The organism is Streptomyces sp. KR80, from assembly GCF_052245555.1.
GTDB lineage: Bacteria > Actinomycetota > Actinomycetes > Streptomycetales > Streptomycetaceae > Streptomyces.
Map to the genome: position 1 here is coordinate 347,216 of NZ_JBQQCD010000001.1, position 26,955 is coordinate 374,170.

Annotated in this window: 29 protein-coding genes; 15 read left to right on the top strand and 14 right to left on the bottom strand. The window is 71.7% G+C overall.

Going from position 1 to position 26,955, the window contains the following annotated elements:
* Positions 1–18 precede the first annotated feature (18 nt).
* The gene (locus ACTWQI_RS01560) at positions 19–936 is read left to right on the top strand and encodes a DUF4429 domain-containing protein (protein WP_443266618.1); all 918 of its coding nucleotides are present in this window, start codon (positions 19–21) and stop codon (positions 934–936) included.
* A gap of 201 nt (positions 937–1,137) precedes the next feature.
* Here ACTWQI_RS01560 and ACTWQI_RS01565 read toward each other — a convergent pair whose 3' ends face one another.
* Both ACTWQI_RS01565 and ACTWQI_RS01570 read right to left on the bottom strand, forming a co-directional pair.
* A complete protein-coding gene (locus tag ACTWQI_RS01565) occupies positions 1,138–2,154 on the bottom strand; it encodes an aldo/keto reductase (RefSeq protein WP_443266620.1) in 1,017 nt (338 codons plus the stop codon).
* Positions 2,155–2,158: 4 nt separating this feature from the next.
* Entirely contained in the window at positions 2,159–2,638 is a 480-nt protein-coding gene (locus tag ACTWQI_RS01570; protein ID WP_443266622.1) for a MerR family transcriptional regulator, read from the bottom strand.
* A 217-nt stretch (positions 2,639–2,855) separates the two neighbouring features.
* On the opposite strand from ACTWQI_RS01570, the gene ACTWQI_RS01575 reads away from it, so the two are divergent.
* Both ACTWQI_RS01575 and ACTWQI_RS01580 read left to right on the top strand, forming a co-directional pair.
* Positions 2,856–3,335, top strand: a complete 480-nt coding sequence (locus tag ACTWQI_RS01575; RefSeq protein WP_443266624.1) for a GNAT family N-acetyltransferase — start codon at positions 2,856–2,858, stop codon at positions 3,333–3,335.
* Between the two features lie 10 nt (positions 3,336–3,345).
* A complete protein-coding gene (locus tag ACTWQI_RS01580) occupies positions 3,346–4,164 on the top strand; it encodes a serine hydrolase domain-containing protein (RefSeq protein ID WP_443266626.1) in 819 nt (272 codons plus the stop codon).
* Positions 4,165–4,219: 55 nt separating this feature from the next.
* Here ACTWQI_RS01580 and ACTWQI_RS01585 read toward each other — a convergent pair whose 3' ends face one another.
* On the bottom strand, positions 4,220–4,876 hold the full coding sequence (locus ACTWQI_RS01585) for a pirin family protein (RefSeq protein ID WP_443266628.1): 657 nt from the start codon (positions 4,874–4,876) through the stop codon (positions 4,220–4,222).
* Positions 4,877–4,945: 69 nt separating this feature from the next.
* On the opposite strand from ACTWQI_RS01585, the gene ACTWQI_RS01590 reads away from it, so the two are divergent.
* The 5 genes from ACTWQI_RS01590 to fabF all read left to right on the top strand — a co-directional run bounded on the left by ACTWQI_RS01590 (position 4,946) and on the right by fabF (position 9,854).
* Positions 4,946–6,130 carry a PucR family transcriptional regulator gene (locus ACTWQI_RS01590; protein WP_443266631.1) on the top strand — a complete coding sequence of 395 codons (1,185 nt, stop codon included), beginning with the start codon at positions 4,946–4,948 and terminating at the stop codon, positions 6,128–6,130.
* Between the two features lie 89 nt (positions 6,131–6,219).
* Complete coding sequence (locus ACTWQI_RS01595) at positions 6,220–7,182, top strand: ACP S-malonyltransferase (RefSeq protein WP_443267161.1); 963 nt, start codon at positions 6,220–6,222, stop codon at positions 7,180–7,182.
* 13 nt (positions 7,183–7,195) lie between these two features.
* A complete protein-coding gene (locus tag ACTWQI_RS01600; RefSeq protein WP_443266633.1) occupies positions 7,196–8,200 on the top strand; it encodes a ketoacyl-ACP synthase III in 1,005 nt (334 codons plus the stop codon).
* A gap of 57 nt (positions 8,201–8,257) precedes the next feature.
* The gene (locus ACTWQI_RS01605) at positions 8,258–8,506 is read left to right on the top strand and encodes an acyl carrier protein (protein WP_045557916.1); all 249 of its coding nucleotides are present in this window, start codon (positions 8,258–8,260) and stop codon (positions 8,504–8,506) included.
* Between the two features lie 76 nt (positions 8,507–8,582).
* Positions 8,583–9,854, top strand: coding sequence for a beta-ketoacyl-ACP synthase II (gene fabF / locus ACTWQI_RS01610; RefSeq protein WP_443266635.1), 1,272 nt, complete (start codon positions 8,583–8,585; stop codon positions 9,852–9,854).
* A gap of 144 nt (positions 9,855–9,998) precedes the next feature.
* Here the strand turns inward: fabF and ACTWQI_RS01615 are convergent, their stop codons facing one another.
* Positions 9,999–10,493, bottom strand: coding sequence for a DUF3145 domain-containing protein (locus ACTWQI_RS01615; protein WP_443266637.1), 495 nt, complete (start codon positions 10,491–10,493; stop codon positions 9,999–10,001).
* 547 nt (positions 10,494–11,040) lie between these two features.
* Here ACTWQI_RS01615 and ACTWQI_RS01620 point away from each other — a divergent pair.
* Positions 11,041–11,970, top strand: coding sequence for an SGNH/GDSL hydrolase family protein (locus tag ACTWQI_RS01620; protein ID WP_443266638.1), 930 nt, complete (start codon positions 11,041–11,043; stop codon positions 11,968–11,970).
* Positions 11,971–12,028: 58 nt separating this feature from the next.
* Here ACTWQI_RS01620 and ACTWQI_RS01625 read toward each other — a convergent pair whose 3' ends face one another.
* Entirely contained in the window at positions 12,029–14,539 is a 2,511-nt protein-coding gene (locus ACTWQI_RS01625; RefSeq protein ID WP_443266640.1) for a glycoside hydrolase family 3 protein, read from the bottom strand.
* Between the two features lie 373 nt (positions 14,540–14,912).
* Between ACTWQI_RS01625 and ACTWQI_RS01630 the strand changes: the two genes are divergently transcribed.
* Positions 14,913–15,575 carry a TetR/AcrR family transcriptional regulator gene (locus tag ACTWQI_RS01630; protein ID WP_443266642.1) on the top strand — a complete coding sequence of 221 codons (663 nt, stop codon included), beginning with the start codon at positions 14,913–14,915 and terminating at the stop codon, positions 15,573–15,575.
* A 127-nt stretch (positions 15,576–15,702) separates the two neighbouring features.
* Complete coding sequence (locus ACTWQI_RS01635; RefSeq protein WP_443266644.1) at positions 15,703–16,977, top strand: pyroglutamyl peptidase; 1,275 nt, start codon at positions 15,703–15,705, stop codon at positions 16,975–16,977.
* 40 nt (positions 16,978–17,017) lie between these two features.
* Here the strand turns inward: ACTWQI_RS01635 and ACTWQI_RS01640 are convergent, their stop codons facing one another.
* From ACTWQI_RS01640 to ACTWQI_RS01655, 4 genes are all read right to left on the bottom strand, one after another.
* Positions 17,018–17,704: a lysostaphin resistance A-like protein gene (locus ACTWQI_RS01640; RefSeq protein WP_443266645.1), complete on the bottom strand. Its 687-nt coding sequence runs from the start codon at positions 17,702–17,704 to the stop codon at positions 17,018–17,020.
* A gap of 128 nt (positions 17,705–17,832) precedes the next feature.
* The gene (locus tag ACTWQI_RS01645) at positions 17,833–18,624 is read right to left on the bottom strand and encodes an EI24 domain-containing protein (RefSeq protein ID WP_443266647.1); all 792 of its coding nucleotides are present in this window, start codon (positions 18,622–18,624) and stop codon (positions 17,833–17,835) included.
* A gap of 51 nt (positions 18,625–18,675) precedes the next feature.
* Complete coding sequence (locus ACTWQI_RS01650) at positions 18,676–19,425, bottom strand: anti-sigma factor (RefSeq protein ID WP_443266649.1); 750 nt, start codon at positions 19,423–19,425, stop codon at positions 18,676–18,678.
* Entirely contained in the window at positions 19,418–20,008 is a 591-nt protein-coding gene (locus ACTWQI_RS01655) for an RNA polymerase sigma factor (RefSeq protein ID WP_443266650.1), read from the bottom strand. The genes ACTWQI_RS01650 and ACTWQI_RS01655 overlap by 8 nt, the downstream gene beginning before the upstream one ends.
* 141 nt (positions 20,009–20,149) lie before the next feature.
* Between ACTWQI_RS01655 and ACTWQI_RS01660 the strand changes: the two genes are divergently transcribed.
* Both ACTWQI_RS01660 and ACTWQI_RS01665 read left to right on the top strand, forming a co-directional pair.
* Entirely contained in the window at positions 20,150–20,620 is a 471-nt protein-coding gene (locus tag ACTWQI_RS01660; protein WP_443266652.1) for a cupredoxin domain-containing protein, read from the top strand.
* Positions 20,621–20,634: 14 nt separating this feature from the next.
* Positions 20,635–21,078 carry a hypothetical protein gene (locus ACTWQI_RS01665; protein WP_443266653.1) on the top strand — a complete coding sequence of 148 codons (444 nt, stop codon included), beginning with the start codon at positions 20,635–20,637 and terminating at the stop codon, positions 21,076–21,078.
* A gap of 84 nt (positions 21,079–21,162) precedes the next feature.
* Here the strand turns inward: ACTWQI_RS01665 and ACTWQI_RS01670 are convergent, their stop codons facing one another.
* Together ACTWQI_RS01670 and ACTWQI_RS01675 are read right to left on the bottom strand one after the other, a co-directional pair.
* Complete coding sequence (locus ACTWQI_RS01670; RefSeq protein WP_443266655.1) at positions 21,163–21,591, bottom strand: organic hydroperoxide resistance protein; 429 nt, start codon at positions 21,589–21,591, stop codon at positions 21,163–21,165.
* A 158-nt stretch (positions 21,592–21,749) separates the two neighbouring features.
* A complete protein-coding gene (locus ACTWQI_RS01675; protein WP_443266656.1) occupies positions 21,750–22,769 on the bottom strand; it encodes an NADP-dependent oxidoreductase in 1,020 nt (339 codons plus the stop codon).
* Between the two features lie 115 nt (positions 22,770–22,884).
* Between ACTWQI_RS01675 and ACTWQI_RS01680 the strand changes: the two genes are divergently transcribed.
* A complete protein-coding gene (locus ACTWQI_RS01680) occupies positions 22,885–23,322 on the top strand; it encodes a MarR family winged helix-turn-helix transcriptional regulator (RefSeq protein ID WP_443266658.1) in 438 nt (145 codons plus the stop codon).
* A 51-nt stretch (positions 23,323–23,373) separates the two neighbouring features.
* Here ACTWQI_RS01680 and ACTWQI_RS01685 read toward each other — a convergent pair whose 3' ends face one another.
* The 3 genes from ACTWQI_RS01685 to ACTWQI_RS01695 all read right to left on the bottom strand — a co-directional run bounded on the left by ACTWQI_RS01685 (position 23,374) and on the right by ACTWQI_RS01695 (position 25,659).
* The gene (locus tag ACTWQI_RS01685; RefSeq protein ID WP_443266660.1) at positions 23,374–24,054 is read right to left on the bottom strand and encodes an SCO2400 family protein; all 681 of its coding nucleotides are present in this window, start codon (positions 24,052–24,054) and stop codon (positions 23,374–23,376) included.
* Between the two features lie 198 nt (positions 24,055–24,252).
* Complete coding sequence (locus ACTWQI_RS01690) at positions 24,253–25,464, bottom strand: PucR family transcriptional regulator (protein ID WP_443266662.1); 1,212 nt, start codon at positions 25,462–25,464, stop codon at positions 24,253–24,255.
* Positions 25,465–25,467: 3 nt separating this feature from the next.
* A complete protein-coding gene (locus tag ACTWQI_RS01695) occupies positions 25,468–25,659 on the bottom strand; it encodes a hypothetical protein (RefSeq protein ID WP_443266664.1) in 192 nt (63 codons plus the stop codon).
* A 245-nt stretch (positions 25,660–25,904) separates the two neighbouring features.
* Between ACTWQI_RS01695 and ACTWQI_RS01700 the strand changes: the two genes are divergently transcribed.
* On the top strand, positions 25,905–26,954 hold the full coding sequence (locus ACTWQI_RS01700) for a DUF3068 domain-containing protein (protein ID WP_443266666.1): 1,050 nt from the start codon (positions 25,905–25,907) through the stop codon (positions 26,952–26,954).
* Position 26,955: the final 1 nt, after the last annotated feature.

The following is a 26,955-nucleotide window of genomic DNA, read 5'->3' on the forward strand; positions in this document are numbered from 1 at the left end:
CCGCCTACGATGAGCCGCATGGGTGATGTGCTGGCCGGTTTTCACACCGTCTGGGAGTTCGACACGGACTCCGTACTCATCCGCTTCGAACGGGGGATTCGCACGCCGAAGTTGCTGCAGGTGCTCGGCGAGCGGCGCATCCCGTACGAGGCGCTGACAGCGGTGGAGCTCGCCCCGGGCAGACGGGGGACCGTCGTGCTGCGGGCCGTGCCCCGGCCCGGCGCCGATCCGCTGATGGACGCCGCGGACGGGCAGCTGAAGGAGGTCAGCGATCCGTACCGGCTGGTCCTGCCGGCCGAGCGGGATGTCCTGGCCGAGTACTACGCGGACGAGATGCGGGCGGCGCTCGCCGCATCCGCGAACCAGCCGTCCGACCGCTACCTCGTGGCGGCGCCCGCACCTCCACTGAACTTCAAGGCGTACGACGGAAAGGCCTCCTTCGACGGCGAGTTGGTCGCCTTCCGGTGGTTCTGGACGGGCGCGTCGTCCGCCAAGTGGAAGGCGGGCGACCAGAAGTTCCCGGTCGGCGAACTCGCGGGGGTCGAATGGCGCTCGCCGGAGGTCTTCAACGGCCATCTGCGGCTGGTTCGGCGCGACGAGACAGACGCGTCGGGGGGTGCGGCACACGCTGGGCGCGCAGATCGGCCGGGCGACGCGGAGCAGGATCCCGCGGCGGTCGTCTTCGGGCTCGGCTACGGCCTGGTGCACGAGTCGCTGCCGTTCGCAGCGGCGGTGCTGGAGGCGGTCCGGGCCGCCGAGCCCCGGGAGGGCGGGCCGCCGACGGCCCGTGATCCCGCGGCGCTGACCGGCAAGACCCGCGCCCACCCGGCGGACATCGCCGAACGCATCCGGCATCTCGGTGCGCTGCACGAGGCGGGGCTCCTGACGGACGACGAGTTCAGCTCGAAGAAGGCCGAGCTACTGGCCGAGCTCTAGCCTCGCCGACGGGCCGCTCCGCGATGAAGGCCGCGACTCCGCGCTGAGCACGCGGCTTGGCGACCGGGCCCACTCGGCGCCACCGCCCGCCGTGCGGCGGCAACCGGAACGGCGAGCGGTCGGCCCGTGGGTACGGACCCGACGACGACGCGGGCCCGTACCCACGGGCCGACTCCCCCTGTTGGAGTCGGAACCGATCGGCTACTCGCGCCCCGCCGACGTGTGGGTCATGTCGGCGTAGCGTCCTCCGGCGACCTTGTCCGCGATGGGCTCCAGCAGTGCCAGCTCCGCCTTGTCCAGTACGAGCCTGGTCGCCGCGCTGTTCTCCTCGACCCGCGTGCGCCTGCGCGTGCCCGGGATCGGCACGACCGGGAGTCCGTGCACCTGGGCCCGCTGCTGCACCCAGGCCAGAGCGACGTGCCCAAGAGTGGCTCCCCGCGCCTCGGCGATGGTGCGCACAGGTTCCAGGAGGGCTGCGTTGGCCGCCGCGTTGTCGCCGGTGAAGCGGGGTATCGTCCTGCGGAAGTCATCCGCCGACAGCTCGGTCTCGGCGGACACGAACGAGCCGGTGAGGAAGCCTCGCCCCAGCGGCGAGTACGGCACGAAGGCCACCCCCAACTCGGCCGCCGCCGGCACCGCGGTCCGCTCTACGTCACGGCTGAAAATCGACCACTCCGACTGGAGTGCGGCAATCGGATGCACCGCATGCGCGGCCCGCAGCTCGTTGCCGGTGACCTCGCTGAGACCCAGGTGCTTGACCTTGCCCTCCCGCACCAACTCGGCCATCGCGCCGACTGTCTCCTCGATCGGCACCTCCGGGTCCCGCCGGTGCAGGTAGTAGAGGTCGATCTCGTCCACACCCAGTCGCCGCAGACTGCCCTCGACGCACTGGCGGAGATACGGCCGGTCGTTCCGGATGCCCCGGTAGGTGGGGTCCTCCGGATCCAGGACGACGGCGAACTTCGTGGCCAGGACGATCTCTTCGCGGTGTGCCTGCACAAAGGGCGCGATGAACCTCTCGTTCTCCCCCAGCCCGTACATGTCCGCGGTGTCGTACAGGGTGACGCCCAGCTCCAGTGATCGCTCCAGCGTCGCCCGCGCCTCGGTCTCGTCCGTCGGCCCGTACGCGAAGCTCATGCCCATGCAGCCGAGCCCCTGCACACCGACCTCGGGTCCTCCCTTTCCCAGAGCCACTCGCTCGATCTTCACGTTGGTCATCGCGTCAAGCCCTCTCCGACGCCCGGCGGGCGTCCGCATAGAAGTCGATCTTGTAGTCGAGAACTGCGAGGGTCTCGTGCAGCTCCGCGATCCTCCGCCGCACGTCTTCGCGTGTCGTCCGCAGCAGCTCCTGCCGCTCGGCAAAGGTGTGCTCCCCCTCGCGAACCAGCTCGGCGTAGCGGACCATGTCCGCGACCGGCATTCCGGTCAGCCGGAGCTTGCCGACGAAGGCGAGCCAGTCGAGATCGCGGCTGCTGTACCGACGCTGGCCGGTGTGGGACCGGTCGACATGCGGCATCAGCCCGATCCGCTCGTACCAGCGCAGGGTGTGCGCAGTGAGCCCGGTGACGGCCACGACCTCGCTGATCGTGTAGCGGTCCTGTCCGGTCGGCCGCGGGTGCGGGGATGTCGCCCCGGCACTGGGGGCACCCCCAGCGTTAGCCGGGGGAGGCACCCGACCGGGCGCGCTCTCCATCACGGTCATGTCGTCACCCTCCTTCGCAGGTCGGACGAGGGCCGACCACCCCCTGACACGGGCCGACCACCCCCTCACGACGGCTCAACGCTAAAGAGTTGGAGCGCACTCCAAGCAAGCGGATCCGCCGACGATTTCTGGCCACCCACCGCACCGTGCCGGGCCAACGTGCCTGCAAGGGAAATGGGTTGGTCGGCCGCCCTGCCGGGCAACTACGCTCCGCCGAGTGATCGACGTTCGCCGTGCCGCCCCCGACGATGCCCACGAACTGGTCCGGCTACGCGAAGTCATGCACGCCTCGATGAGCGGCGACGGCACGGCTTCCACCGAGTGGCAGCACGCCGCGAGGACGACACTGCGCGAGCGTCTGGCAGACTCCCGCTCCACGCTCACCGCCTTCGTCGTGGACCGGCCGGACGGCACCGGGCTGGCGTCCTGCGTGGTCGGGACGATCGAGTACCGGCTCGGCGGGCCGGGCAACCCGTCCGGTGCGACGGGCTATGTCTTCAACGTCGCCACCGACCCCGACATGCGTCGTCGGGGCTTCTCCCGCGCCTGCATGGAGGCCCTGCTGGGGTGGTACCGGGAGCGCGGTGTCGTCACGATCGACCTTCGGGCATCCGCCGAGGGCGAGCCCCTCTACGCCGCCCTCGGCTTCGTGCGCACCCGGGACCCGGCCATGCGGCTGACCTTCCAGGACGTTTAGGCTCGGCTGCATGCACAGCCTGAGCATGATCGAGAACTGGCCGGTCCCGACCGCGGCGGCCGCCGTCATACGGGCCGACGGCACCGTCGCCGGGACGCACGGCCCGCAGGACCACCGCTTCCCGCTCGCCTCGGTCACCAAGCCGCTCGCCGCCTACGCCGTACTCGTCGCGTACGAGGAAGGTGCCGTGGAGCTCGACGAGCCCGCCGGGCCGGAGGGATCCACGGTGCGGCACCTGCTCGCACACACCTCAGGCCTCGCCTTCGACGAGCACCGCACGATGGCCGAGCCCGGCACCCGCAGGCTCTACTCGAACGCGGGCTTCGAGGTTCTCGGCGACCACATCGCCAAGGCCACCGACATCCCCTTCGCCGAGTACCTCCGCCAAGCCGTCCTCGAGCCGCTGGGCATGACCGCCACCGACCTGCCCGGCTCGCCCGCCAAGGACGGTGTCTCCACCGCCGCCGACCTCGCCCGCTTCGCCGCGGAGCTCCAGGCACCGCGGCTGCTGCACCCGCGGACCGTCGCCGAGGCGACGGCCGTCGTCCACCCCGGACTGTCGGGCGTGCTGCCCGGCTACGGCCATCAGAAGCCCAACGACTGGGGCCTCGGCTTCGAGATCCGGGACGCCAAGTCCCCTCACTGGACCGGGCCTTCGTCCGCACCGCGCACCTACGGGCACTTCGGCCAGTCGGGCACGTTCCTGTGGGTCGACCCGGACGCGGGAGCGGCCTGCGTCGCGCTCACCGACCGTGCCTTCGGACCGTGGGCGGTCGAGGCCTGGCCACCCTTCACCGACGCGGTCCTCGCCGAGCTGGGCGCCGCCTGAGAGCCCGGCCAACACGGCCAAACCCGCCAACCCGGCCAAACCCGGTCGAACCTGGTCAGTCCGGCAGATCCCAGAGCAGCAGCTCCGCGGCCGAGTCGGCCACCACCTCGAGGCCCTCGCCGCCGGTGATCCGCGCCGAGTCCCCGGCGACCAGTTCCTCGCCTCCGATGGTCACAGCGCCGCGCACCAGGTGGGCGTAGACCCGGGTCGCGTCGGGCACGGCGCTGCGCTCCCCCTCCGAGAGCCGCCGCACGTACAGCACGGCACCGGCCCGCTCGACCGCATAGGGCGTGCCGTCGGCGATGCCACGCACCAGTTCGTACTCTGGTTCCCCGCCCGGCCGGCGCGGCTCCAGCCAGGTCTGCACGAAGCGCAACAGCCCGTCCCCGTCGTTGCGCTCCACGTGCCGCACACCGCTGCCCGCGCTCATCCGCTGCACGTCGCCGGGGCGTACCACCGAGGAGCGCCCCGCCGAATCGCGGTGAGTGAGCTCGCCCTCGATCACCCAGGTCACGATCTCGGTATGGCTGTGCGGATGCTCGTCGAACCCCGCGCCGGGCGCCAACCGCTCCTCGTTGCACGCGAGCACCGACCCGAACCGCAGCTGGTCCGGGTCGTAGAAGTGTCCGAAGGAGAAGGCGTGCCAGGACTCGATCCCGGCCTCCGCGTCCCCTCCCCGGAAGCGCTCGGAGCTCCGCCGTACCTCAATCATTCCGTCACGGTATCCCGCCAGGACCGGGGGGCGACGCGCAGCGGTCACGGCATGAGGCAGTCTTGTTGCGTGCCTGATTCCGGATCCGCTGACGCCCACCCGCACGCCGCGACCCTGCGCCGACTGGAGAAATCCTCCGGCCGCCTCGCCGCCAACGCGATCGCCCGCATGGACGAGACGCTGCCGTGGTACCGCGCCATGCCGCCGGAGAACCGCTCCTGGATCGGCCTCGTCGCCCAGGCCGGTATCGCGGCGTTCACCGAGTGGTTCCGGCATCCCGAGACGCCCCAGGCCATCAGTACGGATGTGTTCGGCACCGCACCGCGCGAGCTGACCCGGGCCATCACCCTGCGCCAGACCGTCGAGATGGTCCGTACCACGATCGAGGTCATGGAGTCCGCCATCGACGAGGTGGCGGCCCCCGGCGACGAGTCCGCGCTCCGCGAGGCCCTGCTGGTGTACGCCCGGGAGATCGCCTTCGCCACGGCCCAGGTCTATGCGCAGGCCGCCGAGGCCCGGGGAGCCTGGGACGCACGCCTGGAGTCCCTGGTCGTCAACGCCGTGCTCTCGGGCGAGGCGGACGAGGGCGCCCTGTCCCGCGCCGCCGCCCTCGGCTGGAACTCCCCCGAGCACGTGGTCGTCGTCCTCGGCACGGCCCCGGACGGGGACAGCGAGTTGACGGTCGAGGCGATCCGGCGCGCCTCGCGGCACGCCAAACTCCAGGTCCTCACCGGGGTGCTGGGCGACCGGCTGGTCGTGATCGCGGGCGGCAGCGACGATCCGATCCGGGTGGCGAAGGCGCTGATCGGGCCGTTCGCCGCCGGACCGGTGGTCGCCGGGCCCGTGGTCGGCGACCTGCTCTCCGCGACCCGCTCCGCGCACGCCGCCGCGGCGGGCCTGCGGGCCTGCTCGGCCTGGCCGGACGCCCCGCGGCCGGTCCTGGCGGACGATCTGCTGCCGGAGCGCGCGATGGCGTCGGACACCTCTGCTCGCGAGCAGCTGGTGGAGGAGATCTACAGACCACTGGAGGAGGCCGGCTCGGCGCTCCTGGAGACCTTGAGCGTCTATCTGGAGCAGGCGAGCAGCCTGGAAGGGGCGGCCCGGATGTTGTTCGTGCACCCGAATACCGTGCGCTACCGGCTCCGACGTGTGACAGATGTCACCGGATGGTCGCCTTCAGATGTACGGTCGGCGTTCACACTCCGTATCGCTCTGATTCTGGGGCGCCTGGCCGATGCCGAGAAGCAGCTGTAATCGTTTGTCGGACACCAACAATTCCCCTGACGGTTCTTGGTCCCTGTCCCCACCGGCGGCGGGGACCGCCCACAAGAGAGAGTGTGAGAGTGCTCGTACTCGTCGCTCCCGGCCAGGGTGCCCAGACCCCTGGCTTCCTGACTCCTTGGCTGGACCTCCCCGGCGTCACCGAACGCCTCGCGGAGTGGTCTGACGTCACGGGCCTCGACCTGGTCCACTACGGAACCAAGGCCGACGCGGACGAGATCCGCGACACCGCCGTGGCCCAGCCGCTGCTGGTGGCCGCGGGACTGGTCTCGGCCCAGCAGCTCTTCGCGACCCCGGCTGATGTCGCCGGTCTCGTCGGCGCCGCCGCCGGCCACAGCGTGGGGGAGATCACCGCGGCAGCGGTCACCGGAGTGCTGGACCCGGAGTCCGCGATGGCCGTGGTACGGCGACGCGGCCTGGCGATGGCCGAGGCCGCAGCCGTCACCGAGACGGGCATGGCCGCGGTCCTCGGCGGCGACCCCGACTCCGTCGTCGCGCACCTGGAGCGCCTCGGCCTGACGGCCGCGAACATCAACGGGGCCGGCCAAATCGTCGCGGCAGGCACCGCCGAGCAGCTCGCCGCGCTCGCCGGGAACAAGCCGGAGAAGGCCCGGGTCATCCCGCTGAAGGTGGCCGGCGCGTTCCATACGCATCACATGGCCCCGGCGGTAGCGACGCTGGAGAGCGCCGTCACCGGGCTGTCGGTCGAGAACCCGAGCACCCGCTACGTCTCCAACCATGACGGTCAGGTCGTCGCCGACGGCCGGGAGATCGTCCGCCGGCTGGTCAATCAGGTGTCCAACCCGGTCCGCTGGGACCTGTGCATGGACACCTTCAAGGAGCTCGGCGTCACTGCGATCATCGAGGTGTCCCCCGCGGGCACGCTGGCCGGTCTGGCCAAGCGGGCCCTCCCCGGCGTGCAGAACCTCGCCCTCAAGACGCCGGACGACCTCGACGCGGCCCGTACGCTCATCGCCGAGCACGCTGTGCCCTCCACGCCCGCCGCCGAGTCTTCGGCCGAATAGGAGCCCTGAGAGCATGACCGCGAAGATCAAGCCCAGCAAGGGTTCCCCGCACGCTCGCATCCTGGGCGTCGGCGGGTACCGCCCGACCCGCGTGGTGCCCAACGAGGAGATCCTCAAGCACATCGACTCGTCCGACGAGTGGATCCGCTCCCGTTCCGGCATCTCGACCCGGCACTGGGCGGGGCCGGACGAGACGGTCGCCGAGATGTCGCTCGAAGCGGCGGGCAAGGCCATCGCGGACGCCGGGATCACCGCCGAGCAGATCGGCGGCGTGATCGTCTCGACCGTCTCGCACTTCAAGCAGACACCGGCCGTGGCGACCGATATCGCGCACCGGATCGGCGCGAACAAACCGGCCGCGTTCGACATCTCCGCCGGCTGCGCGGGCTTCACCTACGGGCTGACCCTGGCCAAGGGCATGATCACCGATGGGAGCGCGGAGTACGTGCTCGTCATCGGCGTCGAGCGGCTCTCCGACCTCACCGACCTGGAGGACCGGGCGACGGCCTTCCTCTTCGGAGACGGCGCGGGAGCAGTCGTCGTCGGCCCCGGCACCGAGCCCGCGATGGGCCCGACCGTGTGGGGCTCGGAAGGCGACAAGTCCGAGACCATCAAGCAGACCGTAGCCTGGGACGCGTACCGCGACCGGACGGACGTCCGCTTCCCCGCCATCACGCAGGAGGGCCAGACGGTCTTCCGCTGGGCGGTGTTCGAGATGGCGAAGGTCGCCCAGCAGGCGCTGGACGCGGCCGGGATCACCGCGGACGACCTGGACGTCTTCATCCCGCACCAGGCCAATTTGCGGATCATCGACTCGATGGTGAAGACCCTCAAGCTGCCGGAGCACGTCACGGTCGCCCGTGACATCGAAACCACCGGCAACACCTCGGCCGCCTCGATTCCGCTCGCGCTGGAGCGGCTTCTGGCGACCGGGCAGGCGAAGAGCGGGGACACCGCGCTCGTCATCGGCTTCGGGGCGGGTCTCGTCTACGCCGCCACGGTCGTTACCCTCCCCTAGGCAAGACCCAAGACCCACCACGCATTTTCCGCGAAACACACAGAAGGAGCGCCACAGATGGCCGCCACTCAGGAAGAGATCGTCGCCGGTCTCGCCGACATCGTGAACGAGATCGCCGGGATCCCGGTCGAGGACGTCCAGCTGGACAAGTCCTTCACCGACGACCTGGACGTCGACTCGCTGTCCATGGTCGAGGTCGTCGTCGCCGCCGAGGAGCGCTTCGACGTGAAGATCCCGGACGACGACGTCAAGAACCTCAAGACCGTCGGCGACGCGACCGACTACATCCTCAAGCACCAGGGCTGATCCAGCCGAGCGTCTGTCGCCACCCCGCGGTGGCGCCGTCGATTCGGACCCCTCGACTCGTGGAGAAAGAATTCCTGTGAATGCGACCAATCGCACCGTGGTCGTCACCGGTATCGGCGCAACCACACCGCTGGGTGGCGACACCGCATCGACCTGGGAGGGCCTGCTCGCCGGGCGTTCCGGCGTCAGCCTGCTCGAACAGGAGTGGGCCGCGGAGCTCCCCGTGCGCATCGCCGCGCAGATCGCGGTCGAGCCCGGGGAGGTCATCCCTCGGCCGCAGGCCCGCAAGCTGGACCGCTCGGCGCAGTTCGCGCTGATCGCGGCCCGCGAGGCGTGGGCCGACGCGGGCTTCACGGCCAAGGCGGGCGAGGGCGGTTCGGTCGACCCGGACCGGCTCGGTGCCGTCATCGCCTCCGGCATCGGCGGCGTGACGACGCTGCTGGACCAGTACGACGTGCTGAAGGAGAAGGGCGTTCGCCGGGTCTCCCCGCACACGGTGCCGATGCTGATGCCGAACAGCCCCGCGGCCAACGTGGGACTCGAGGTGGGCGCCCGCGCCGGGGTGCACACCCCGGTCAGCGCCTGCGCATCGGGCGCCGAGGCCATCGGCTACGCGATCGAGATGATCCGCACCGGCCGTGCCGACGTAGTCGTCGCGGGCGGCACCGAGGCGGCCGTCCACCCGCTGCCGATCGTCGCGTTCGGCAACATGATGGCGATGTCGAAGAACAACGACGACCCGCAGGGCGCCTCGCGGCCGTACGACGCGAGCCGTGACGGCTTCGTGCTCGGCGAGGGTGCCGGGGTGGTCGTACTGGAGTCGGCCGAGCATGCCGCGGCGCGCGGCGCACGGGTCTACGCCGAGGCCCTCGGGCAGGGCATCTCCGCCGACAGCCACCACATCACGCAGCCCGAGCCGTCCGGCAACGGCATCGCGCACGCGCTGCAGAACCTGCTGGCCAGCACGGACCTCAAGCCGGCCGAGATCGCGCACATCAACGCGCACGCCACCTCCACCCCGCTGGGCGACGTGGCCGAGATCAAGGCGCTGCGCAAGGTCTTCGGCGACGATGTGGACCACATGGCGCTGTCGGCGACGAAGTCGATGACCGGTCACCTGCTGGGTGGCGCGGGCGGGATCGAGACCGTGGCCTGTGTCCTCGCGCTGTACCACCGCATCGCGCCGCCGACGATCAACGTCGAGAACCTCGACCCCGAGGCGGACGCGGACGTTGTGCGCGGCGAGGCCCGGGCGCTCCCCGAGGGCAGGATCACGGCGCTCAACGACTCTTTCGGCTTCGGCGGCCACAACGTCGTCCTGGCTTTCAGGACTGTTTCTTGCGCCTAAACCGGCGCCGCTTTCGCGGAGCTGGTTGCTCGCCATGGGGGTTGCTCAATTAATGGTTGCGCTGTTGGTCGTTTGAAGCACCGCAGCCCGTACGCAGGAAGGGCCCCACCCGATCACCGGGTGGGGCCCTTCGTGTCGGCACAGTCAGACGACTTGATGCAGCCAGCGGACTGGGGCGCCCTCGCCGGCGTACCGGAACGGCTCCAGCTCGTCGTCCCACGGCTTGCCGAGCAGCTTGGCGATCTCCGCCTCGAGGTTGGTCTCGCCGCCGCCGGCCCGGACGAGCGCGGCGCGGAGCCGGTCCTCGGGAATCAGGATGTCGCCGTGGATGCCGGTGACGGCATGGAAGATGCCCAGGTCGGGGGTGGAGCTGTAGCGCTCACCCTCGGCGGTGGGGCAGGGCTCGGCGGTGACCTCGAAGCGGATCAGGTTCCAACCGCGCAGAGCGGACGCCAGCTTGGAGGCGGTACCCGGTTCGCCCTGCCAGGAGAACTCGGCGCGCCACGTCCCCGGTGAGGCGGGCTGCCTGATCCAGTCGAGGTTGACGCGCACGCCGAGCACGCCCGCAACGGCCCATTCGACGTGCGGGCACAGCGCACGCGGTGCGGAGTGCACGTACAGAACTCCACGTGTCGTCACCAGGACCTCCAGTTCGGGACGAGGTTCGCCTTCCCCAGCGGCCTCGTGCCCGTGCCGGTCGCGTCCGGGACAGCACTTGCACATTCTGCCCCTCTGATCACTTCAGCACCAGCTCCCGAGGTCACCTGCAGTAAACACCATCGGGGGCAATTCTTGGCAAAAGGGACGGTATGTGACGTGTTGTAATTTGCGGTTACCGGGAACGCACTTGCTCCTCTGGGTCGACAGGCCGTCAGGTCGCTGATCCCCCACGGCCCAACGGCCCGACTGCCACGGGGAAAAACTACCGTGCGGCAGAGGCGCGAGGGTGACGTACCGTCGGTCCCGAGCAGATATCACCGAACCTTTCACCCTCGGGGACGCCGTGTGACCTCCGATCGGGGAACGCCCGAGCGGCCCAATACGTCCCCCTGGGGAGAAAGCGGGAGGAAAACGGCCCACCCGTGGGAGGGAAGGCAGGATGTGGGATCTCCACCGGTCCGGACACCGGCGCCGCGTCGGCCGGGTCCGATCCGCGGCTCGAGACGCTCCCCCAGACTTCGTCCGGGTGCGGGTACCCCCAGCGGTAGCTGGGGGAGTGCCCTCAGCCGGCGCGGCGGTCGCCGCGCTCACGGCCGCTGCCGTCGTCACCGGGCTCGTCGGTGTCACCGGCTGCGGCGACGGGCACGGCGGTGGCGACGAGCCCTCTCCCCGCCGGTCGGCCGTGCAGCGCCCGCACCCCTCGCCCGTTGCGGAGTGGGACACCAGCCCGCGCTCGATCGCGGCCCTCGGCGACTCCATCACCCGTGGCTTCGACGCCTGCCGGGTCCTCGCTGAGTGTCCCGAGGTGTCGTGGGCCACCGGCACCGACCCCCGGGTGCGCAGCCTCGCGCAGCGGCTGCTGAAGAGCCCGGCGGGAAACAGCTGGAACCACGCGCGATCCGGGGCGAGGATGGCCGACCTCCCCGGCCAGGTCGCCGCGGCCGTCGGGCACCGGCCGGAGCTGGTGACCGTGCTGGTGGGCGCGAACGACGCGTGCCGCGGCAGCACCGCCCTGATGACTCCGGTGGACGCCTTCCGCACCGACTTCGAGACTGCGATGCGGCGCCTGCGGCACAGCCTGCCCAAGGCTCAGGTGTACGTGGCGAGCATCCCGGATCTCAAGCGGCTGTGGTCCCAGGGCCGACAGAACCCGCTCGTCAAACAGGTGTGGGAGACGGGGATCTGTGCCTCGATGCTCAGCGAACCGGATGCCCGGGACCAGGCGTCGGCGGACCGGCGGCAGCAGGTTTACGACCGGGTGGTGGCCTACAACACCGCGCTGAAGGAGGTCTGCGGCAAGGACCCGCTGTGCCGGTACGACGAGGCGGTGTTCGGCTACCGCTTCACCGGCGAGCAGCTGAGCAAGTGGGACTGGTTCCACCCCAGCAGGAACGGCCAGGAGCGGCTGGCGGAGCTGGCGTACCGCATGATCACGGCCCGGGGGCCGGTGGTCTAGCCGCCCCCGGCGCCAGTGGTCCAGCCGCCCTCTCAGGCCCCCGGCCGGAGGCCGGGGTTCATCCCTTCACCTCGAGGGTGGCCCTCAACCTGAGGTCGCCGACCGAGCGCCCCGCCTCGACCGCGTACGTGCCGGGGGCGAGGCGCCAGGTGTCCGCCGCTTCGTCCCAGATCTCGAAGGCGCGGCGCGGCAGCGCGATCTCCACGGTCACCGTCTCGCCCTGGCCGGCGTCGACGGAGGCGAAGCCCGCCAGCCGACGGGCGGGACGGTCGGGGTCGGGGGCCGAAGGGGCCAGATAAATCTGGACGACCTCACGGCCGGGACGGGGACCGGTGTTGCGGACGCGCACCATGACCGTGGCCGTGTCCGGAGCTGTCGCCGTAGTCGCCGAGCGGGAGAGTGCGATGCTCTTGTACTCCCAGGTGGTGTAGCCGAGGCCGTGGCCGAAGGAGTACGCGGGAGCGGCCCCCGCCTTCTCCCAGGCGGAGTAGCCGATGAACAGACCCTCGTCGTAGCCGAGTTCGCCATCGGTCGGGACGACCTGGGTCACGGGGGCGTCCTCGAGGCGGGCCGGCCAGGTGGTGGGCAGCCGGCCCCCGGGCTCCTCCGTGCCGAGCAGGACGTCCGCCAGAGCCGCGCCGGCCTCCTGACCGGGGAACCAGCCGAGCAGCACCGCCGCCACGTCCTCGCGCCAGGGAAGCTCCACGGGGGAGCCCGAGTTGACGACGACGACCGTGCGCGGATTGACGGCGGCCACCCGGCGTACGAGCTCGTCCTGGCGCCCGGGGAGCCTCAGGTCCGTACGGTCGAAGCCCTCGCTCTCCACGCGCTCGGTCGTCGCGACCACCACGACCGCGGTGTCGGCCGCGGCCGCGACGGCGACCGCCTCCTCCAGCAGTTCCTCCGGGTCCCTCAACGGCGTGCCGTGGACCAGGGCACAACTGACCGCGTCCACCGGGGCGTCGGCCAACTTTGTCACGGTGTGGACGAGGCGGACCTCGACCGGCTCGCCCGCCGTCAGCTCGACCTCGCCGCGCCGGACCGGCGAGCCGAAGAAGGCCTCGAAGGGGTCGTCCGCGTCGGGGATCTGCACGCCGTCGAAGAGGACCTGCCCGTCGACGGTGAGGACGAAGGCGCCGACTCCCTTGGTGCCGAAGGAGTGGGCTCCGCTCTCGCTCGGGGTGAAGGTGCCATTGATCTCGACGGTGTGGAGCGCGTCGTAGGAGACGCCTTCCGGAAGGTCGCCCAGCCACATCACCTGGCCGTTCGGCAGCGGTTCGCCGCCGAGCTCGCGGCCGGCCACGTCCCGGCAGACGGCGTGCACCGAGAACCCCCGGCCGGCCACGGCCAGTTCATCGCTCGGGTCGGCGCCGACGGCGTACGTGAGCCGCACGCCCTCGGGGAGCGCCGCTCGCAGACCGTCGAGCGGCGAGACGACATGGGCGGGGAAGACCTCGGCGGAGCCGCCTCCGAGGATCCGGGCGTCGCGGGCGGCGGCGCCGAGGAGGGCGATGGTGCGGACCTCGGCCGGGTCGACCGGCAGTGCCCGGCCACCGTCGGCCCCGGGCTCGTTGCGGACGAGGACGAAGCTGCGGCGGGCGATCTCACGGGCGAGCGCGTCACCGTCCACGGAGGCGGGAAGGTCTTCCTGGGCCACGAGGGCGGGGACGCCGTCGAGGATGCCGACGCGAGCGGCGAGGCGGAGGACGTTCCGTACGGCGGCGTCGATGGCCGACTCCGGCACCTCGCCCGCGCGGACGGCGGCGGCCAGGGCGGGGCCGTAAACGGTCCTGGGGCCGGGCATGGCGATGTCCAGCCCGGCGAGGATGGTTCCGGCGGTGGACCGGGCGGCCATCCAGTCGGAGACGACGACCCCGTCGAAGCCCCACTCGCCGCGCAGCACGTCCTTCTGGAGCCGGCGGTGCTCGGTCATGGTCGTGCCGTTCACCGCGTTGTAGGCGGACAGGACGGCCCAGGGGCGGGCGGTCCGGACGATGGCCTCGAAGGGGAAGAGGTAGAGCTCGCGCAGCGGGCGGGGGCCCACCACGTTGTTCACGGTGAAGCGTTCGGTCTCGGCGTCGTTGGCGACGAAGTGCTTGACCGTGGCGCCGACCCCGCCCTCCTGGACGCCGCGCACATACCCGGTGCCGATCTCGCCGGTGAGATACGGGTCCTCCGAGTAGCACTCGAAGTGGCGCCCGCCGAGCGGCGAGCGGTGGAGGTTGACGGTGGGGGCGAGGAGGACGTGGACCCCCTTGCGGCGGGCCTCCTGGGCGAGCAGCCGACCGGCGCGGCGCACGAGCGAGGGGTCCCAGGTCGCGGCGAGTGCGGTGGAGCTGGGCAGCGCGACGGATGGGTCGGCGGCGGACCAGCGGACTCCCCGTACGCCGATCGGGCCGTCGGACATGACCAGTGATCGCAGCCCGATGTCCGGCAGGGCGGGCAGCGACCAGGTGTCCTGTCCGGCGAGGAGGCGGGTCTTGGCGTCGAGGTCGAGCGCGTCGAGCGCCCGCTCGACTGCCGCCTCGCGTACGGCGTCCTGCTCGTCCTGGGCGTCCTGAGTGTCCATGTACGGCTCCCTGGGGGTGGCGGCCGGTCGGTGCGGATGCCGGCATCCTGACGGAAGACCGTGCGACCGGTAGGCGTTGTCATCATTCGGTTATCTTTCCAAGCAAGTTGACGCTCATGCGCGAAACGACGCGGGGGGAGGGCCTAGGTCCTGCCCGGTCGGTCAGGCCGGATCAGCGAGCGGCGTCTGGTGCAGGGGGCACCTCCCAGCGATAGCTGGGGGAGCATCGCAAGGCGGAGGAGGGAGTCCACGCGGTGGGGGCACCTCCCAGCGGTAGCTGGGGGCCATCGGCGACCGACGACAACGCGGCAACGTGCGGTGCCAGGCGTCGCGAGCCCGGCATGATCGGCCGGGTAGGGCCTAGAGTCGGCGCGTGGCGGAGGAACGGCGGGCCGGGCGGCGAAGCGGCGGGCGTGCGGCCCGGAGCGAGGAGCGGCGTGAGGCGATTCTGCGAGCGGCCCTGGCCGTCATCGCCGAACGCGGCTATCGAGGTGCGTCGCTCAGTGCGGTCGCCGAGCGCGCCGGGCTCACCCAGCAGGGGCTGTTGCACTACTTCCCCACCAAGGAAGCGCTGCTCGTCGCGGTGCTCGAGGCACGCGACGAGTGGGACACCGGCGGTGCCACGCGGCGTGGCCAGGAGGGCGCCTGGCCGCTGGATCTGTATGCGGCGCTGATCGATTACAACGCGATGCGGCCGGGCGTCGTGCAGACCTTCTCGGCGCTGCTCGGGGAGAGCGTGACCGAGGATCACCGAGCCCAGGAGTTCTTCCGGCACCGCTACGAGCTGGTGCGCGAGACCGCCGCCGCCTCCCTGCGCGGCGAGTTCGGCGAGCGGCTTCCCGGGGGCACCCCCACCACCCCGGGCGACGGCTCCGGGAACGGCCTCACACCGGAGCAGGTGGCTCCGCTGCTGATCGCGGTGATGGACGGCCTGCAGTTCCAGTGGCTGCTGGACCCGGGGGCGGTGGACATGCCCGCCGCCTTCCGCGCCTTCCTCTCCCTGTTGCGCGGACAGCCGTCGGCGGATCGGCCCTGAAGGCAACGGTCGGTCCGCAACAGACCGGCCTTCGCACGGTTTTCACCAGCAGCCCACCTGCCGGCCGGTAGCCGTCGCACGCGTTGGTCTGATGGGATCGGCCTGCCACCCGATGAAAGGATTCCGCATGAGACGGATACGCTCCCGGTTCGGCGTACTCGGAGCCGCTGTGCTCCTGTGCACTCCCCCGGTCGTGGCCGCATCTCCCGCCGCCGCGGCGCTCCACGTCCCGGAGTACACCGTGGAGGAGCTGCGGCTGGCCCATCCGGTCCCGCAGGAAGTCCTGCGGCGCAGCGGATTCGACGCGGTGGCACCTGAGTTCGCCCATGCGCTGCAGGGCGTGCGGAGCTACGAACAGGCCGCGCGGCTGGTGTCCCGCTCCGGGGAACGGCTCTGGGACCGCGCCGTCGACCGCGCGCAGGGGCGGGGCCCGGAGGGCGGCGATCTGAGCCGGGACGACGACCGGCCGCTGTACTGGGCCCGGCTCGGCATGAGCAAGGCGCTGCGGGAGTGGACCCCGTCGTTCCCGCTGTCCGAGGACCGGCGCGCCGCGCTCATCGCCCGCCTGGAGCGCAGCTCGCGCGGTCAGGACTCCATCGAGCTGCCCGCGGACCGGCACATCACACGGATCGTGGTCACCGGCTTCGACCCGTTCCAGCTGGACGCGGACATCCGGCGCAGCAACCCCTCGGGGGCGGCGGCACTCGCCCTCGACGGCACCACCATCCGTACGTCCTCCGGTCCGGCCCGGATCGAGACGGCCGTCTTCCCCGTCCGCTGGGGGGACTTCACCGAGGGGACGGTCGAGCGGACTCTGCTGCCGCACTTCCGGCCCGGACCTCGGCGGGTCGACATGTTCACCACCGTCAGCCAGGGCCGGGTCGGGCGGTTCGACGTGGAGCGCTTCAACGGGGCCTGGCGCGGCGGTTCTCCGGACAACGTGAACGTGTCGCGGAAGGAGACCGTGCCGATCCCGCCCGGTGTGCCGACCGTCGAACCGCAGCCGCAGTGGACGGTGACCAGCCTGCCGTACAAGGACATCGTGGCGGCCGAGACCGGTGACTTCCCGGTCTACGACAACACGACCGTGACCGAGATCCCGGCAGGCTCCTCGGAGCCGGTGACCCGCCCGGACGGTCCGACCCCCGGCTCCACGGCCCGCGCGGGCGGCGGCGGAAGCTACCTCTCCAACGAGATCGCGTACCGGGCGACGCTGCTCCGCGACGCGATGCGGCTCGACGTCCCCGGCGGCCATCTCCACACCCCGGTCCTCCAGTTCGGCGCGGGCAACACCAACCCGGCCACCGGGACGATCACGGATCCGGAGTTCGTCCGCAACCGCCTGGCCATCACGGCGCAGGTGCGGGAGGTCGTGAAGGTCACGGCGGGAACCCTGGACTGACACCGGCAGCGCACGGCCGCCCCGGCAGCGCGGCCGGTCCTCACCCGTGGGCCACCGCCCAAGCGAGCGCATAGCCCGCGCTGTTGAGGGCGCAGTGCAGTGCGACGGGCGGGATCAGGCTGCCGGAGCGGCGGCGCAGTTCGCAGAAGAGGACCCCGACGAGGGCGGTGCCGACGACCGCCGCCGCCACGGACACGGCGACTCCGGTAGGGCCGGTGCCGAAGATCGCCTCGGCGGCCGCGTTCGCCCGCGTGAGCCCGCGCGCCGGCTGTACGTGCCAGAGCCCGAAGAGAACCGAGGAGACGGCGGTGGCCCAGGTCGAGCCCCGCCGTCGCTCGACCATGGCCCACAGCACGCCACGGAACGCGACCTCCTCGAGCAGCACCGTGCCCAGCGGCACCCGCACCAGGACGCGGAACGTCAGCTCCCCCGCGGTCAGTCCGGCCGCACGCTCGTCCAGGAACGCCTCCCGGGTGAACGGCAGGGCCAGGCCCACCAGATAGACCGCCAGGACGGCTCCGGCCAGGACCAGCCCCCAGCGCAGACCCCGGCGGGCCGAGGCGGCGCCGAGCCCCAGATCGGCCCGGGACAGGCCGTCCCAGCGGGCAATCAGCAGGAGGACGGCGGCCGTCGCGGCACAGAGCGGCACGTACCACGTGTCCCCGAGCCGGTCGCCCCACACCTGTACGGCAGCGAGGATCGCGATGGCCGCGATGAGGTGGATCATCCGCATCGTGGTACCAGCATCGCCGAGAGCCGGTGCCGGTGCGCCGCGCAACGCGCCGGGCAGCCGGGGTGGGGTCCCCCTGGGGGCACCTCCCAGCGGTAGCTGGGGGAGGCACCGCGCAGGCCCGGTCAGCCGGCCTTGGTCAGGGCGTCCGGAACGCCGTCCGCTCCGCCGCCGTCCCCGGCCTCCCCCACCAGGTCCCGCGCCATCAGGGTCGCGCCGGCCACCGCGCCCGGCATCAGGAAGACCGCCGCGAGCGGCACCAGGAAGAACAGCACCAGCGGCACACCGAAGCCGAGGGCGAGCATCCGGCGGCCGCGGAGGAGTCCGAGCCGCTGCTTCAGCCAGACTCGGCGGCGCTGCAGGGCAACCGCCGTGAGCTCCTCGGCCAGGAAGAACCCGGAGATGCAGCAGCCGATCACCGGGATCACGGTCTGGCCGACCACGGGAAGGAAACCGAGCGCGAACAGCAGCACGCCGTACAGAGCGACTCGGGCGAGTACGGACAGGCTCTCGCGTGCGGAGATCAGCAGCTCGCGCCAGAGCGGCAGGCCGGACTCGGGCGCGCTGCCGCCCTCCGCGATGTCGACCTGCTCGGAGAGCGACTCGTAGAAGGGCTGGCCGACCAGCAGCGTGACCGCGGTGAAGGTGATCACGGCGAGCAGCAGGCCGAGGGCGAACAGCAGGACGGTCAGGAAACCGCGGAACAGGCCGAGCCATGGGGAGGACCAGTCGTCGGCGAACGCAGTGGCCCAGGCCACCAGATCGTCCGCTCCGAAGCCGAGGCCGACGAGGGCCGCGCCGTAGAGGACGAGGGTGAGGAGCCCGGGCAGCAGGCCGAAGGCCCACCAGCGACCGCGCCGGGCCACCCAGCGCTGACCCTTGACCAAGTAGCCGAAGCCCGCCCCGAGATCACGCATGGAGGACAGCCTAGGCCTGTCCGGGCGATCGCGGGCAGACGGGGGCTGGTGTCAGCGGCGGTCCGCGTCGAAGCGGGCGGTGGCAAGGACGGAGCCGTCAGCGGCGACGAGGCGGGCTGCGGAGAGGGTTCCCGGGTCCACGTCGGCCGGGGCACCCCAGTAGCCGTAGCCGTCCCGCAACGTGAAAGAGCCGACGGTGACCGTGCTGCCATCCGTGCGCTCCAGCAGGCAGGAGATCTTCTCGCCACCCGTGTACAGGTCGACCGACATATAGACCCAGCCCGGCGAGCCCGGGTGGGCGAAGATCTGCCCGACCCGGTGGTCTCCGGCCACGAAGTCAGCCGCGGACAGGGCGGTTCGCGAGGCGGTGGTGGTCGGTACCGGCTCGTCCAGGGCGTTGCCCACCGCCCAGCCTCCGAAGCCACCGGCGATCGCCAGGGCCGCGGCCGCCGCCACGAGCCGCGGCCTCAGCCGTCCTCGGCCCCTGCGCCCCGTCTGCCGGTCCTGCGGCGCGGACAGGTTCAACCGGTTCATGACCCGCTTCTCGAAGCCGACGGGCGGTTCGCTGCCGGGCAGGAGGCCGAGCAGTCCGTCGCCGACCCGCGCGAGCCCGCCGATGTGCTCCCGGCACGCCGGGCACCGATCCAGGTGGGCGATCGCGCGGGCCCGCTCCCGCGCGGGAAGGACTCCCAGGGCCAGTTCGGCGCCCATGTCCCTCAACTCCGCGCAGGCCGGGCCGTTCCCGCGAGGGCGGTCGGGCTCGCGGTCGCGGTCGGATCCGCGGTCGGGCTGCTCAGTCATGGTCGGCTCGATTCGGCAGGTCCGGCAGGTCCGTCTCCAGGGCGGTGCGCAGCTTCCCCATGGCCGTCCTGATCCGGGTCTTGGCCGTGCCCAGCGGAATCCGTTCGGCATCCGCGACCTGCTGGGCGGTCATGCCGTAGAGCCCGGCCATCGCCAGGGCGCGCGCCTGGTCACGGGGCAACGCCGACAGGGCCGTACGGATCCGGGCGGCGGACTCGTCGGCGAGTGCCCGCTGCTCCGGCGTCTCGGTCACGATGTCGAGCAGGGCTTCGAGGTCCTCCGGAGCGACGGGGGTGGGTCTGCGCGCCCGCACCGCATCGATGGCGAGATGGTGCGCGATGGCCGCCAGCCAGGTCTTCACCGAACCGCGGCGGGGGTCGTACATCTGCGCGTGTCGCCAGGCGCGCTCGAAGGTCTGCTGGGCGATGTCCTCGGCGAGCTGGGGGTCGCCCACGACGGCGATGGCGACACCGTAGACCGTGCGCTGAAACCGGCGGACGAACGCGACCGCGATCTCGGGGTCGCCCGTCGTGAGGCCGGCCAGCAGGGTCTCGTCGGCCGCCCGTCCCAGGGGAAGGCCCATCCTCATGTCCCTGGGTACGGCCGGGCCCACCGAAGAGATTGCCCGGTGACCGTGCACACGTCCCATTCTTCTGCGTCGGCAATCCCCTCGCACGGCTCGCTCGTATCCACAGCAGGACCGGATCTCTCACGGAGGGCAGTCATGGCCGGCAGCACAGTGGCCGCCAGGAGAAGCGCAGGGCTGGGGATCGCCGCCGGGGTGCTGGCGGGCGTACTCGCGGCCTGCGGAGGCGGCGGGAACGGGAACGGAGACGGGGACGGGGCCGCCCCGCCCCGGCAAGAGGACACCGGGGCGACCACGGTGACCGTCGACATGACGGACTTCCGCCTCGATCTGTCCACCCAGTCCTTCACGGCGGGCGACCACACCTTCGTCGCGAAGAACAGCGGCAGCCACGAGCACGCCCTGGAGATCGAAGGCCCCGGCGGCGAGCAGAAGACCCGCAACCTCCAGCCGGGAGAGTCCGCGAACCTCGACGTGACGCTGAAGGACGGCACGTACAAGGTCTACTGCCCGGTCGACGGGCACGCCGACCTGGGCATGGAGACGGAGATCACCGTGGGCGGCGGCAGCTCAGGGAACGACGGGCCAACCGGCCCTGACGGCTACTGAGCGTGAGGAAGGCCATGCTCACGATCCTGATCCTGCGTCTCGCCGGCTCCGGCCTGACCGCGGCGATGGCGGCGATTCATCTGCACCTGTGGAACGACGGCTACCGGAACCTCGACACGATCGGCGAGCTGTTCCTGCTGAACGGGGTCGTGGGCGGGCTGCTGGCCCTCGTGCTGCTGATCGCCCCCGGCCGCTCTCTCGGAGTCACCGCCGCACTCGGTGCCCTGTTCACGGCCGGGACCCTGGGCGCACTGCTGCTCGCCCTCACATCCGGCATCTTCGGTTGGCGGGAGACCGTCGACGCCCCCTGGGTGACGACGACGATCGGTGTCGAGTCGGCGGGGACGGTGGTGCTGACGACGCTGGCGCTGCTGAGCGTCCTGGGGCCGAGCCGAGGGCCGCACCCCGGTGAGCGTCGGGTGCGGCCCTCGGTCCATCTGCGTACGCCTCCGCGCTGAGGCCCGGACGGCGCCGGGCTCCGGCGACGTCCGGCTCCGACGGCGCCGGGCTCCGGCGACGTCCGGCTCCGACGGCGCCGGGACTCAGACGACGCTCAGGGCGACGTCGATGTTGCCGCGGGTCGCGTTGGAGTACGGGCACACCTCGTGGGCCGCCTCGACGAGCTGCTCGGCGGTGGCGCGGTCCACGCCCGGAATCGAGACCTCGAGCGCGACCTGGATGCCGAAGCCGCCGGCCTCCGTCTTGCCGAGGCCGACCCGCGCGGTCACCCGGGAGCCGGAGACGTCGGCGTTCTGGCGGCGGGCGACCACGCCGAGGGCGCCCTGGAAGCAGGCGCCGTAGCCGGCGGCGAAGAGCTGCTCGGGGTTGGTTCCCGCGCCGTTGCCGCCCAGCTCCTTCGGCGGGTTGACGACCACATCGAGCTTGCCGTCGTCCGAGGCGACCCGGCCGTCGCGGCCGTTCTCGGCGGTGGCGACCGCGGTGTACAGGACGTCTATGGTCTGGATGGACATATAGGGAATCCTCCTGATGTGCACACAGTGGTGCGTCGTCGCGACTCGCGCCCACGATCGCGACGGTCAAGAGGTGAGCCTAACGGTCCCCCGGGCCGGGCCTGCCGGGGTGGGGGACGTCAGTGGGCGCGAGCAGGGTGGGTGTGGCAGGGGATCCCTCAGCCGCCGAAGGCGACGATCATCTTGCCGGTGTTCTCGCCGCGCAGCATGCCGAGGAAGGCCTCGGCGGCGTTCTCGATGCCCTCGACGACGGTCTCGCCGTACTTCAGCTCACCGGACCGGATCCAGCCGGAGACCTCCTGGACGAACTGCGGCTGGAGGGACGCATGGTCGCCGACGAGCATGCCCTGCAGGCGCAGCCGCTTGCCGATGACGGCGACGAGATTGCGCGGGGCGGGGGTCGGCTCGGTCTCGTTGTACTGCGCGATCATGCCGCAGAGGGTGGCGCGGCCGTGCACGTTGAGGGAGCTGATCGCCGCCTCGAGATGCTCGCCGCCGACGTTGTCGAAGTAGACGTCGATGCCGTCCGGAGCGGCCTTCTTCAGCTGCTCCGCCACCGGGCCGTCCTTGTAGTTGAAGGCGGCGTCGAAGCCGTACTCCTCGACCAGGAGCTTGACCTTCTCGTCCGAGCCCGCGCTGCCGATGACCCGCGAGGCACCCTTGAGCCTGGCGATCTGGCCGACCTGGCTGCCGACCGCTCCCGCGGCACCAGAGACGAAGACCGCGTCCCCCTCCTTGAAGGAGGCGACCTCCAGCAGGCCGGCGTACGCGGTGAGACCGGGCATGCCGAGCACCCCTAGGTATGCGCTGAGCGGGGCCAGCTCCGGGTCGACCGCGGTCGCGTGCTTGGCGTCGAGGACCGCGTACTCGCGCCAGCCGAGGCCGTGCAGGACGTGGTCGCCGACCGCGATGCCCTCGGCGTTCGAGGCGATGACCCGGCCGACCGCGCCGCCGTCCATCGGCCGGTCCAGCCGGAAGGGCGGTACGTACGATTTCACGTCGTTCATCCGGCCGCGCATGTACGGGTCCACCGACATGTGGGTGTTGCGGACCAGGATCCGGCCGGGGCCCGGCTCGGCGATCTCGGCCTCTCGCAGGGCGAAGTCCTCCGGCTTCGGCCAACCGTGCGGGCGGGCGACCAGGTGCCATTCACGGCCGGTCTTCGGCAGCTCGGACATGGAGCGGACGCCTCCTTCCGCCGCAGCTTGTTTCAGCGCGGCAATGTTTCAGAATCTGAAACAATAATGCGCCTGGATGTTTCATGTTGTCAAGCAAATCGGTAGCCTGGGTGCCATGGTCACCCGTTCTGATCCCCTGACACTCGAGGTCGTCGAGCTGATCGGCGCTGTCGTGGCGCGCTACCACGAGGAGTACGAGGGGGCAGCGGCCCAGCACAGCCTCACCGGTGCGCAGGCCCGGGTGCTGGGACTGCTCGCACTCGAACCGACGCCGATGCGCAGGATCGCCCAGAAGCTCAAGTGCGAGCCGTCGAACGTCACCGGCATCATCGACCGGCTGGAGGCCCGCGGCCTGGTCGAGCGGCGTCCGGATCCGGCCGACCGCCGGGTCAAGCTCGCCGCACCGACCGACGCGGGCCGGGCGACCGCCGCCCGGCTGCGCGACTCCCTGCACTTCGCCCGGGAGCCGCTCGCCGGTCTGTCGGACCAGGAGCGGACGACGCTGCGCGATCTGCTGCGTCGGATGCTCGGCGAGGGCACGGCGGAGGAGTAGGCCACGCGGCGCCAGGCCGGGCGATGCGGATGCGCTGTACCGGCGCGGACCTCAGGTGCACCACCACAGGAGGCGGGTGCAGGTGGGTTCCGGGTCCGGCGGCGGTGGCGGCGGCGGTGGCGGTGGCGGCTTCGACGAGGACGGACGGGGCTCGGGCTCGCCGGTGGGCTGCGGAGGTGGCTGGGAGACCGTACCCGAGGCGGGTGCGGTGGTTCTCCGCTTCGAAGGCTCGCTGCTCGGCGACCCGCTGGCCTTGTCCTTCTTGCTCTTGCGGTTCTCGGACGCCTCGTCACTCGGCTCCCCGGTCTCGGACGCCTCCGGACCGTCCGAAGCGCCCGGGCTCTCTTCGCCGCGCGGCTTGTTCGTGATGGCGGCCGAGGACTCGTCCTCCGCGAAGGGCGTGGTGAGGGACCCGTCGGTGGCGACCTCGGCCAGGGTCAGCGCGACCAGCGTGACGCCGAGCACCGCGGCGACTCCGATGACGCGGCCGCGGCGTCTGGGCCGGCCCCGCCGGCCGCGGGCCGAACGCCTGCGCGCGGCATGGTGCCCGTGGCCGGCGCGATGCCCGGCTCCTCGCCTTGCGACGGGAACCGGGCCGATGCCGCCCGGCTCGCGGTGCCCCTCGGCCGCGGCAGCCTCAGGGAGCGGCGCGAGTTCCTCGAAGAACGCACCGCACCCGGGGCAGGACAGGGCGCCGTTGAGGTGCCGTCGGCAGAATGAGCAGTAGTTCATTGCGTCCGCAGGCTACGAGGCCTGGGGTAACGATTGGAGCGGCATCCTGTGAGGATTCGGTGTCGGCAGCGCGCGCCTGACGGACAGATGCGGGCAGATGCACACAGGGCCACCGGCCGGACATCGCCGCAGGCCACAGCCCAGTCGCCCAGCCGTCACCCGCACCCGCCGTGCGGGCCCCCGGCCGTACCGGGAGCGCTACGTCCCCGGGGCCGCCAGCTCGCCGCGCAGTCGCCGCGCCCGCAGCACCAGCTCCAGTTCGAAGCGGCGGTCCGGATCGTCCATGTCGTCGCCCCACAACTCCCTGATCTGCCGTAGCCGGTAGCGGACGGTCTGCGGATGCACCGCCAGCCTGGCCGCCACCTCCGGTGCACCGCCCCGCGTCTCCAGCCAGGCCAGCAGCGTCTCCGCGAGCCGCCGTCCGTGCGCCGGGCCGCACTTCTCGAGCGGTGCGAGCCTGCGCCGCGTCAGGTCATCGACCAGCTCCTCCGGCGGCAGCAGGACGAGCGCCTCGGTGTGCTCGGTGCACTGCAGCACATGCCCCGAGGGCAGCAGACCGCGATCCATCAGCCGTACCGCCGTTCCCGCCCAGCGCAGGGACTTCGCCGCCTCGGTCAGCGGCACCGGCGGGCCGATCGCTCCCGACCAGCCCGCGGTCGCGCGCCGCAGCAGTTCGGCCCGGCCGGCCGCGTCCGGCTCCGGCACCACCATGCGCGGCTGCTCACTCTCCATGTCCAGCAGGACGTCCGGGCCGACGGCGGGGGCGACCGCCTCACGGGCAGGGCGCAGCAGCACCGCCACCGCGACCCGCGAGGGCAGTTGCCAGCCGATCCTGGCGGCGCGCTCGGCCAGGGCCTCACCGGGATCCGACCGGTGCTCGGTGAACAGCAGCTCCATCAGTCGGCGCTGGAGGCGCAGCCGCTCGCCCGCCTGGCGGGCGAAGGCTTCGGCGTGGCCGCGCACGGACTGGGCCACGAGGCCGTCGAGATACTCGAAGCCGGACTCGACCAGTTCGTACATCGCGGGCGGCGGGATCTGCACTTTCTGGCCGATCTCCGCGAGCCGGCGCCAGGCCAGCCGGACGCCGAGCCGGTAGACGGCCTGGAGGGAGTCGAGGCTGCGGCCCTGGAGGACCGCGGCGCGCCCGAAGTCCTGGAAGACCTCCGGGGGGACCCGACGGCCCCCGGCGTCGTTGGTCAGATTCTCGACGAAGTGCTTCAGCGCCCGCCGGATGCCGACGAGGGCCATCGGCTCGCCGGACTCGTCGAGGACCAGCGGGAGCCCGGGGTACTCGCGGAGGATCTCCCGCAGGATGTCCTCGGCCAGTTCGGGCACCTCGTCCATGGCGAGCGAGGCGAACCTCCGCACCTGCAGCCGCGGTACGTCCCGCCAGGCCGAGCGCGCCACCACGGCTCAGGGCCCCGGCCGCGGCGAGCCCGCCGTCGCCTCGGGAAGCGGGCCCGTGGTCCCCTCGGGGAAGGAGACCAGCGGCACATTGGGCTGCTGCGGAGTGACGTTCAGGGCAGCCACGATCCCGACGGCGGCCGCGCCGGCAAGTGCGGCGGCGGCCACGCAGGTCAATGCGGCGGCGATGAGTCTGTGCATGGGCGGCGTACCTCTCTGCCGGTCGACTGCGGAGGTGGTCGGCCTCCGGACGGGGGTGGTCGGCCCCCGGATTTGACGCAGCACCCAAGCGCACCGGCCCCGGTTACCGGTGGTCGCCCAGTGTGGGAGCATCATTGACACCCAGTCAAGAGCGGCTTACGGTTCCCGGCCCATAGCGCGATAACTCGCCGGTAGTCGAACGAACGCGCACGACCCCGACACCCCGCGCCCACCAGGAGTGCGTAATGCGCCGTTCTCCCCACCCGTCGTCCGACCAGCACTCTGCCGTGGCTCCCCCTGGCGTCCCCGGGGGCACGCCCGTCGGCACCGGGGACCCCGGAGCGTCGCCGCGGACGGGTGCGCCCCCGTCGGCCCTGTCGCTGATCCTGCTGGGGCTCGGCGTCTTTCTGCTGGTCCTCGCCCCGTTGCTGGCCTGGTACGTCGAGCCGCGGGCCAAGCGCACGCCCATCGATGTGAATGTGACCACCGTCTTCACCGGGCGGGGCAGTTACTTCGACACCGATGCGCTCGAGGTCAAGGACGGCCAGATCACCGTGACTCGCCGGGTGCTGGGCGACGTCGCGGACAGCAAGCGGAGCGGTGCGGCGGTGTGGGATGTGTCCACGACGGTCGACACCCCGAAGACGCTGCGGTTGAAGGATCCCCGCAGGTCGCTGCAGTGGACCACGGAGCGCTGGGTGACCGATCGCCGGACGAACCGTCCCGTTCACTGCTGCGACGAGACGCCCACGTTCGACGGCGAGGCCTACCTCAAGTTCCCCTTCGATGTCCGCAAGCGAAGCTACCGCTGGTGGGACAACACGTTGGGAGCCACGGTCCAGCTCCGCTTCACGGGCACGAAGAAGATCCAGGGCTACCAGGGCCATCGCTTCACCGGGACCGTGAAATCCACGAAGACCGGCACCCGGCAGGTGCCCGGCCTGCTCGTCGGCCTGCCGAAGCGGGGGCAGGTGCTCGCCGAGGAGTGGTACGCCAACGCCGGCATCGAACTGGTCGCCGACCAGCGCACCGGCCGGATCATCTACGCGAGCATCGCACCGCGGAAGACGCTGCGCGCGCCGGGCGGGAAGCGCGATGCGGTGACTCTGCTCCGCAGCGACCGGCTGGAGTTCACGGATGCCACACAGCGCGCGCAGGTGGCACTGGCGTCGGAGGACAGCGGCCGGCTGGAGCTGGTGGGCCGGACGGCACCGGTGATCGGGGCGGCGGCCGGGGCCGTGCTCACCGTGGTGGGGACGGTACTGCTGGTGCGTGGCCGGCGCCGTCCTGCGTGAC

Excerpts from the sequence above, each read along its gene's own strand:
- ACTWQI_RS01650 (WP_443266649.1), bottom strand. The coding sequence starts at position 19,425 with ATGACTGAGCAGCCCGACCGCGGATCCGACCGCGACCGCGAGCCCGAC.
- ACTWQI_RS01570 (WP_443266622.1), bottom strand. The coding sequence starts at position 2,638 with ATGACCGTGATGGAGAGCGCGCCCGGTCGGGTGCCTCCCCCGGCTAAC.
- ACTWQI_RS01670 (WP_443266655.1), bottom strand. The coding sequence starts at position 21,591 with ATGTCCATCCAGACCATAGACGTCCTGTACACCGCGGTCGCCACCGCC.
- ACTWQI_RS01665 (WP_443266653.1), top strand. The coding sequence starts at position 20,635 with ATGCTCACGATCCTGATCCTGCGTCTCGCCGGCTCCGGCCTGACCGCG.
- ACTWQI_RS01660 (WP_443266652.1), top strand. The coding sequence starts at position 20,150 with ATGGCCGGCAGCACAGTGGCCGCCAGGAGAAGCGCAGGGCTGGGGATC.
- ACTWQI_RS01600 (WP_443266633.1), top strand. The coding sequence starts at position 7,196 with ATGACCGCGAAGATCAAGCCCAGCAAGGGTTCCCCGCACGCTCGCATC.
- ACTWQI_RS01560 (WP_443266618.1), top strand. The coding sequence starts at position 19 with ATGGGTGATGTGCTGGCCGGTTTTCACACCGTCTGGGAGTTCGACACG.
- ACTWQI_RS01680 (WP_443266658.1), top strand. The coding sequence starts at position 22,885 with ATGGTCACCCGTTCTGATCCCCTGACACTCGAGGTCGTCGAGCTGATC.
- ACTWQI_RS01585 (WP_443266628.1), bottom strand. The coding sequence starts at position 4,876 with ATGATTGAGGTACGGCGGAGCTCCGAGCGCTTCCGGGGAGGGGACGCG.
- ACTWQI_RS01605 (WP_045557916.1), top strand. The coding sequence starts at position 8,258 with ATGGCCGCCACTCAGGAAGAGATCGTCGCCGGTCTCGCCGACATCGTG.
- ACTWQI_RS01655 (WP_443266650.1), bottom strand. The coding sequence starts at position 20,008 with ATGGGCCTTCCCCTGGGACGGGCGGCCGACGAGACCCTGCTGGCCGGC.
- ACTWQI_RS01645 (WP_443266647.1), bottom strand. The coding sequence starts at position 18,624 with ATGCGTGATCTCGGGGCGGGCTTCGGCTACTTGGTCAAGGGTCAGCGC.
- ACTWQI_RS01565 (WP_443266620.1), bottom strand. The coding sequence starts at position 2,154 with ATGACCAACGTGAAGATCGAGCGAGTGGCTCTGGGAAAGGGAGGACCC.
- ACTWQI_RS01640 (WP_443266645.1), bottom strand. The coding sequence starts at position 17,704 with ATGATCCACCTCATCGCGGCCATCGCGATCCTCGCTGCCGTACAGGTG.
- ACTWQI_RS01580 (WP_443266626.1), top strand. The coding sequence starts at position 3,346 with ATGCACAGCCTGAGCATGATCGAGAACTGGCCGGTCCCGACCGCGGCG.
- ACTWQI_RS01635 (WP_443266644.1), top strand. The coding sequence starts at position 15,703 with ATGAGACGGATACGCTCCCGGTTCGGCGTACTCGGAGCCGCTGTGCTC.
- ACTWQI_RS01625 (WP_443266640.1), bottom strand. The coding sequence starts at position 14,539 with ATGGACACTCAGGACGCCCAGGACGAGCAGGACGCCGTACGCGAGGCG.
- ACTWQI_RS01695 (WP_443266664.1), bottom strand. The coding sequence starts at position 25,659 with ATGCACAGACTCATCGCCGCCGCATTGACCTGCGTGGCCGCCGCCGCA.
- ACTWQI_RS01675 (WP_443266656.1), bottom strand. The coding sequence starts at position 22,769 with ATGTCCGAGCTGCCGAAGACCGGCCGTGAATGGCACCTGGTCGCCCGC.
- ACTWQI_RS01700 (WP_443266666.1), top strand. The coding sequence starts at position 25,905 with ATGCGCCGTTCTCCCCACCCGTCGTCCGACCAGCACTCTGCCGTGGCT.
- ACTWQI_RS01685 (WP_443266660.1), bottom strand. The coding sequence starts at position 24,054 with ATGAACTACTGCTCATTCTGCCGACGGCACCTCAACGGCGCCCTGTCC.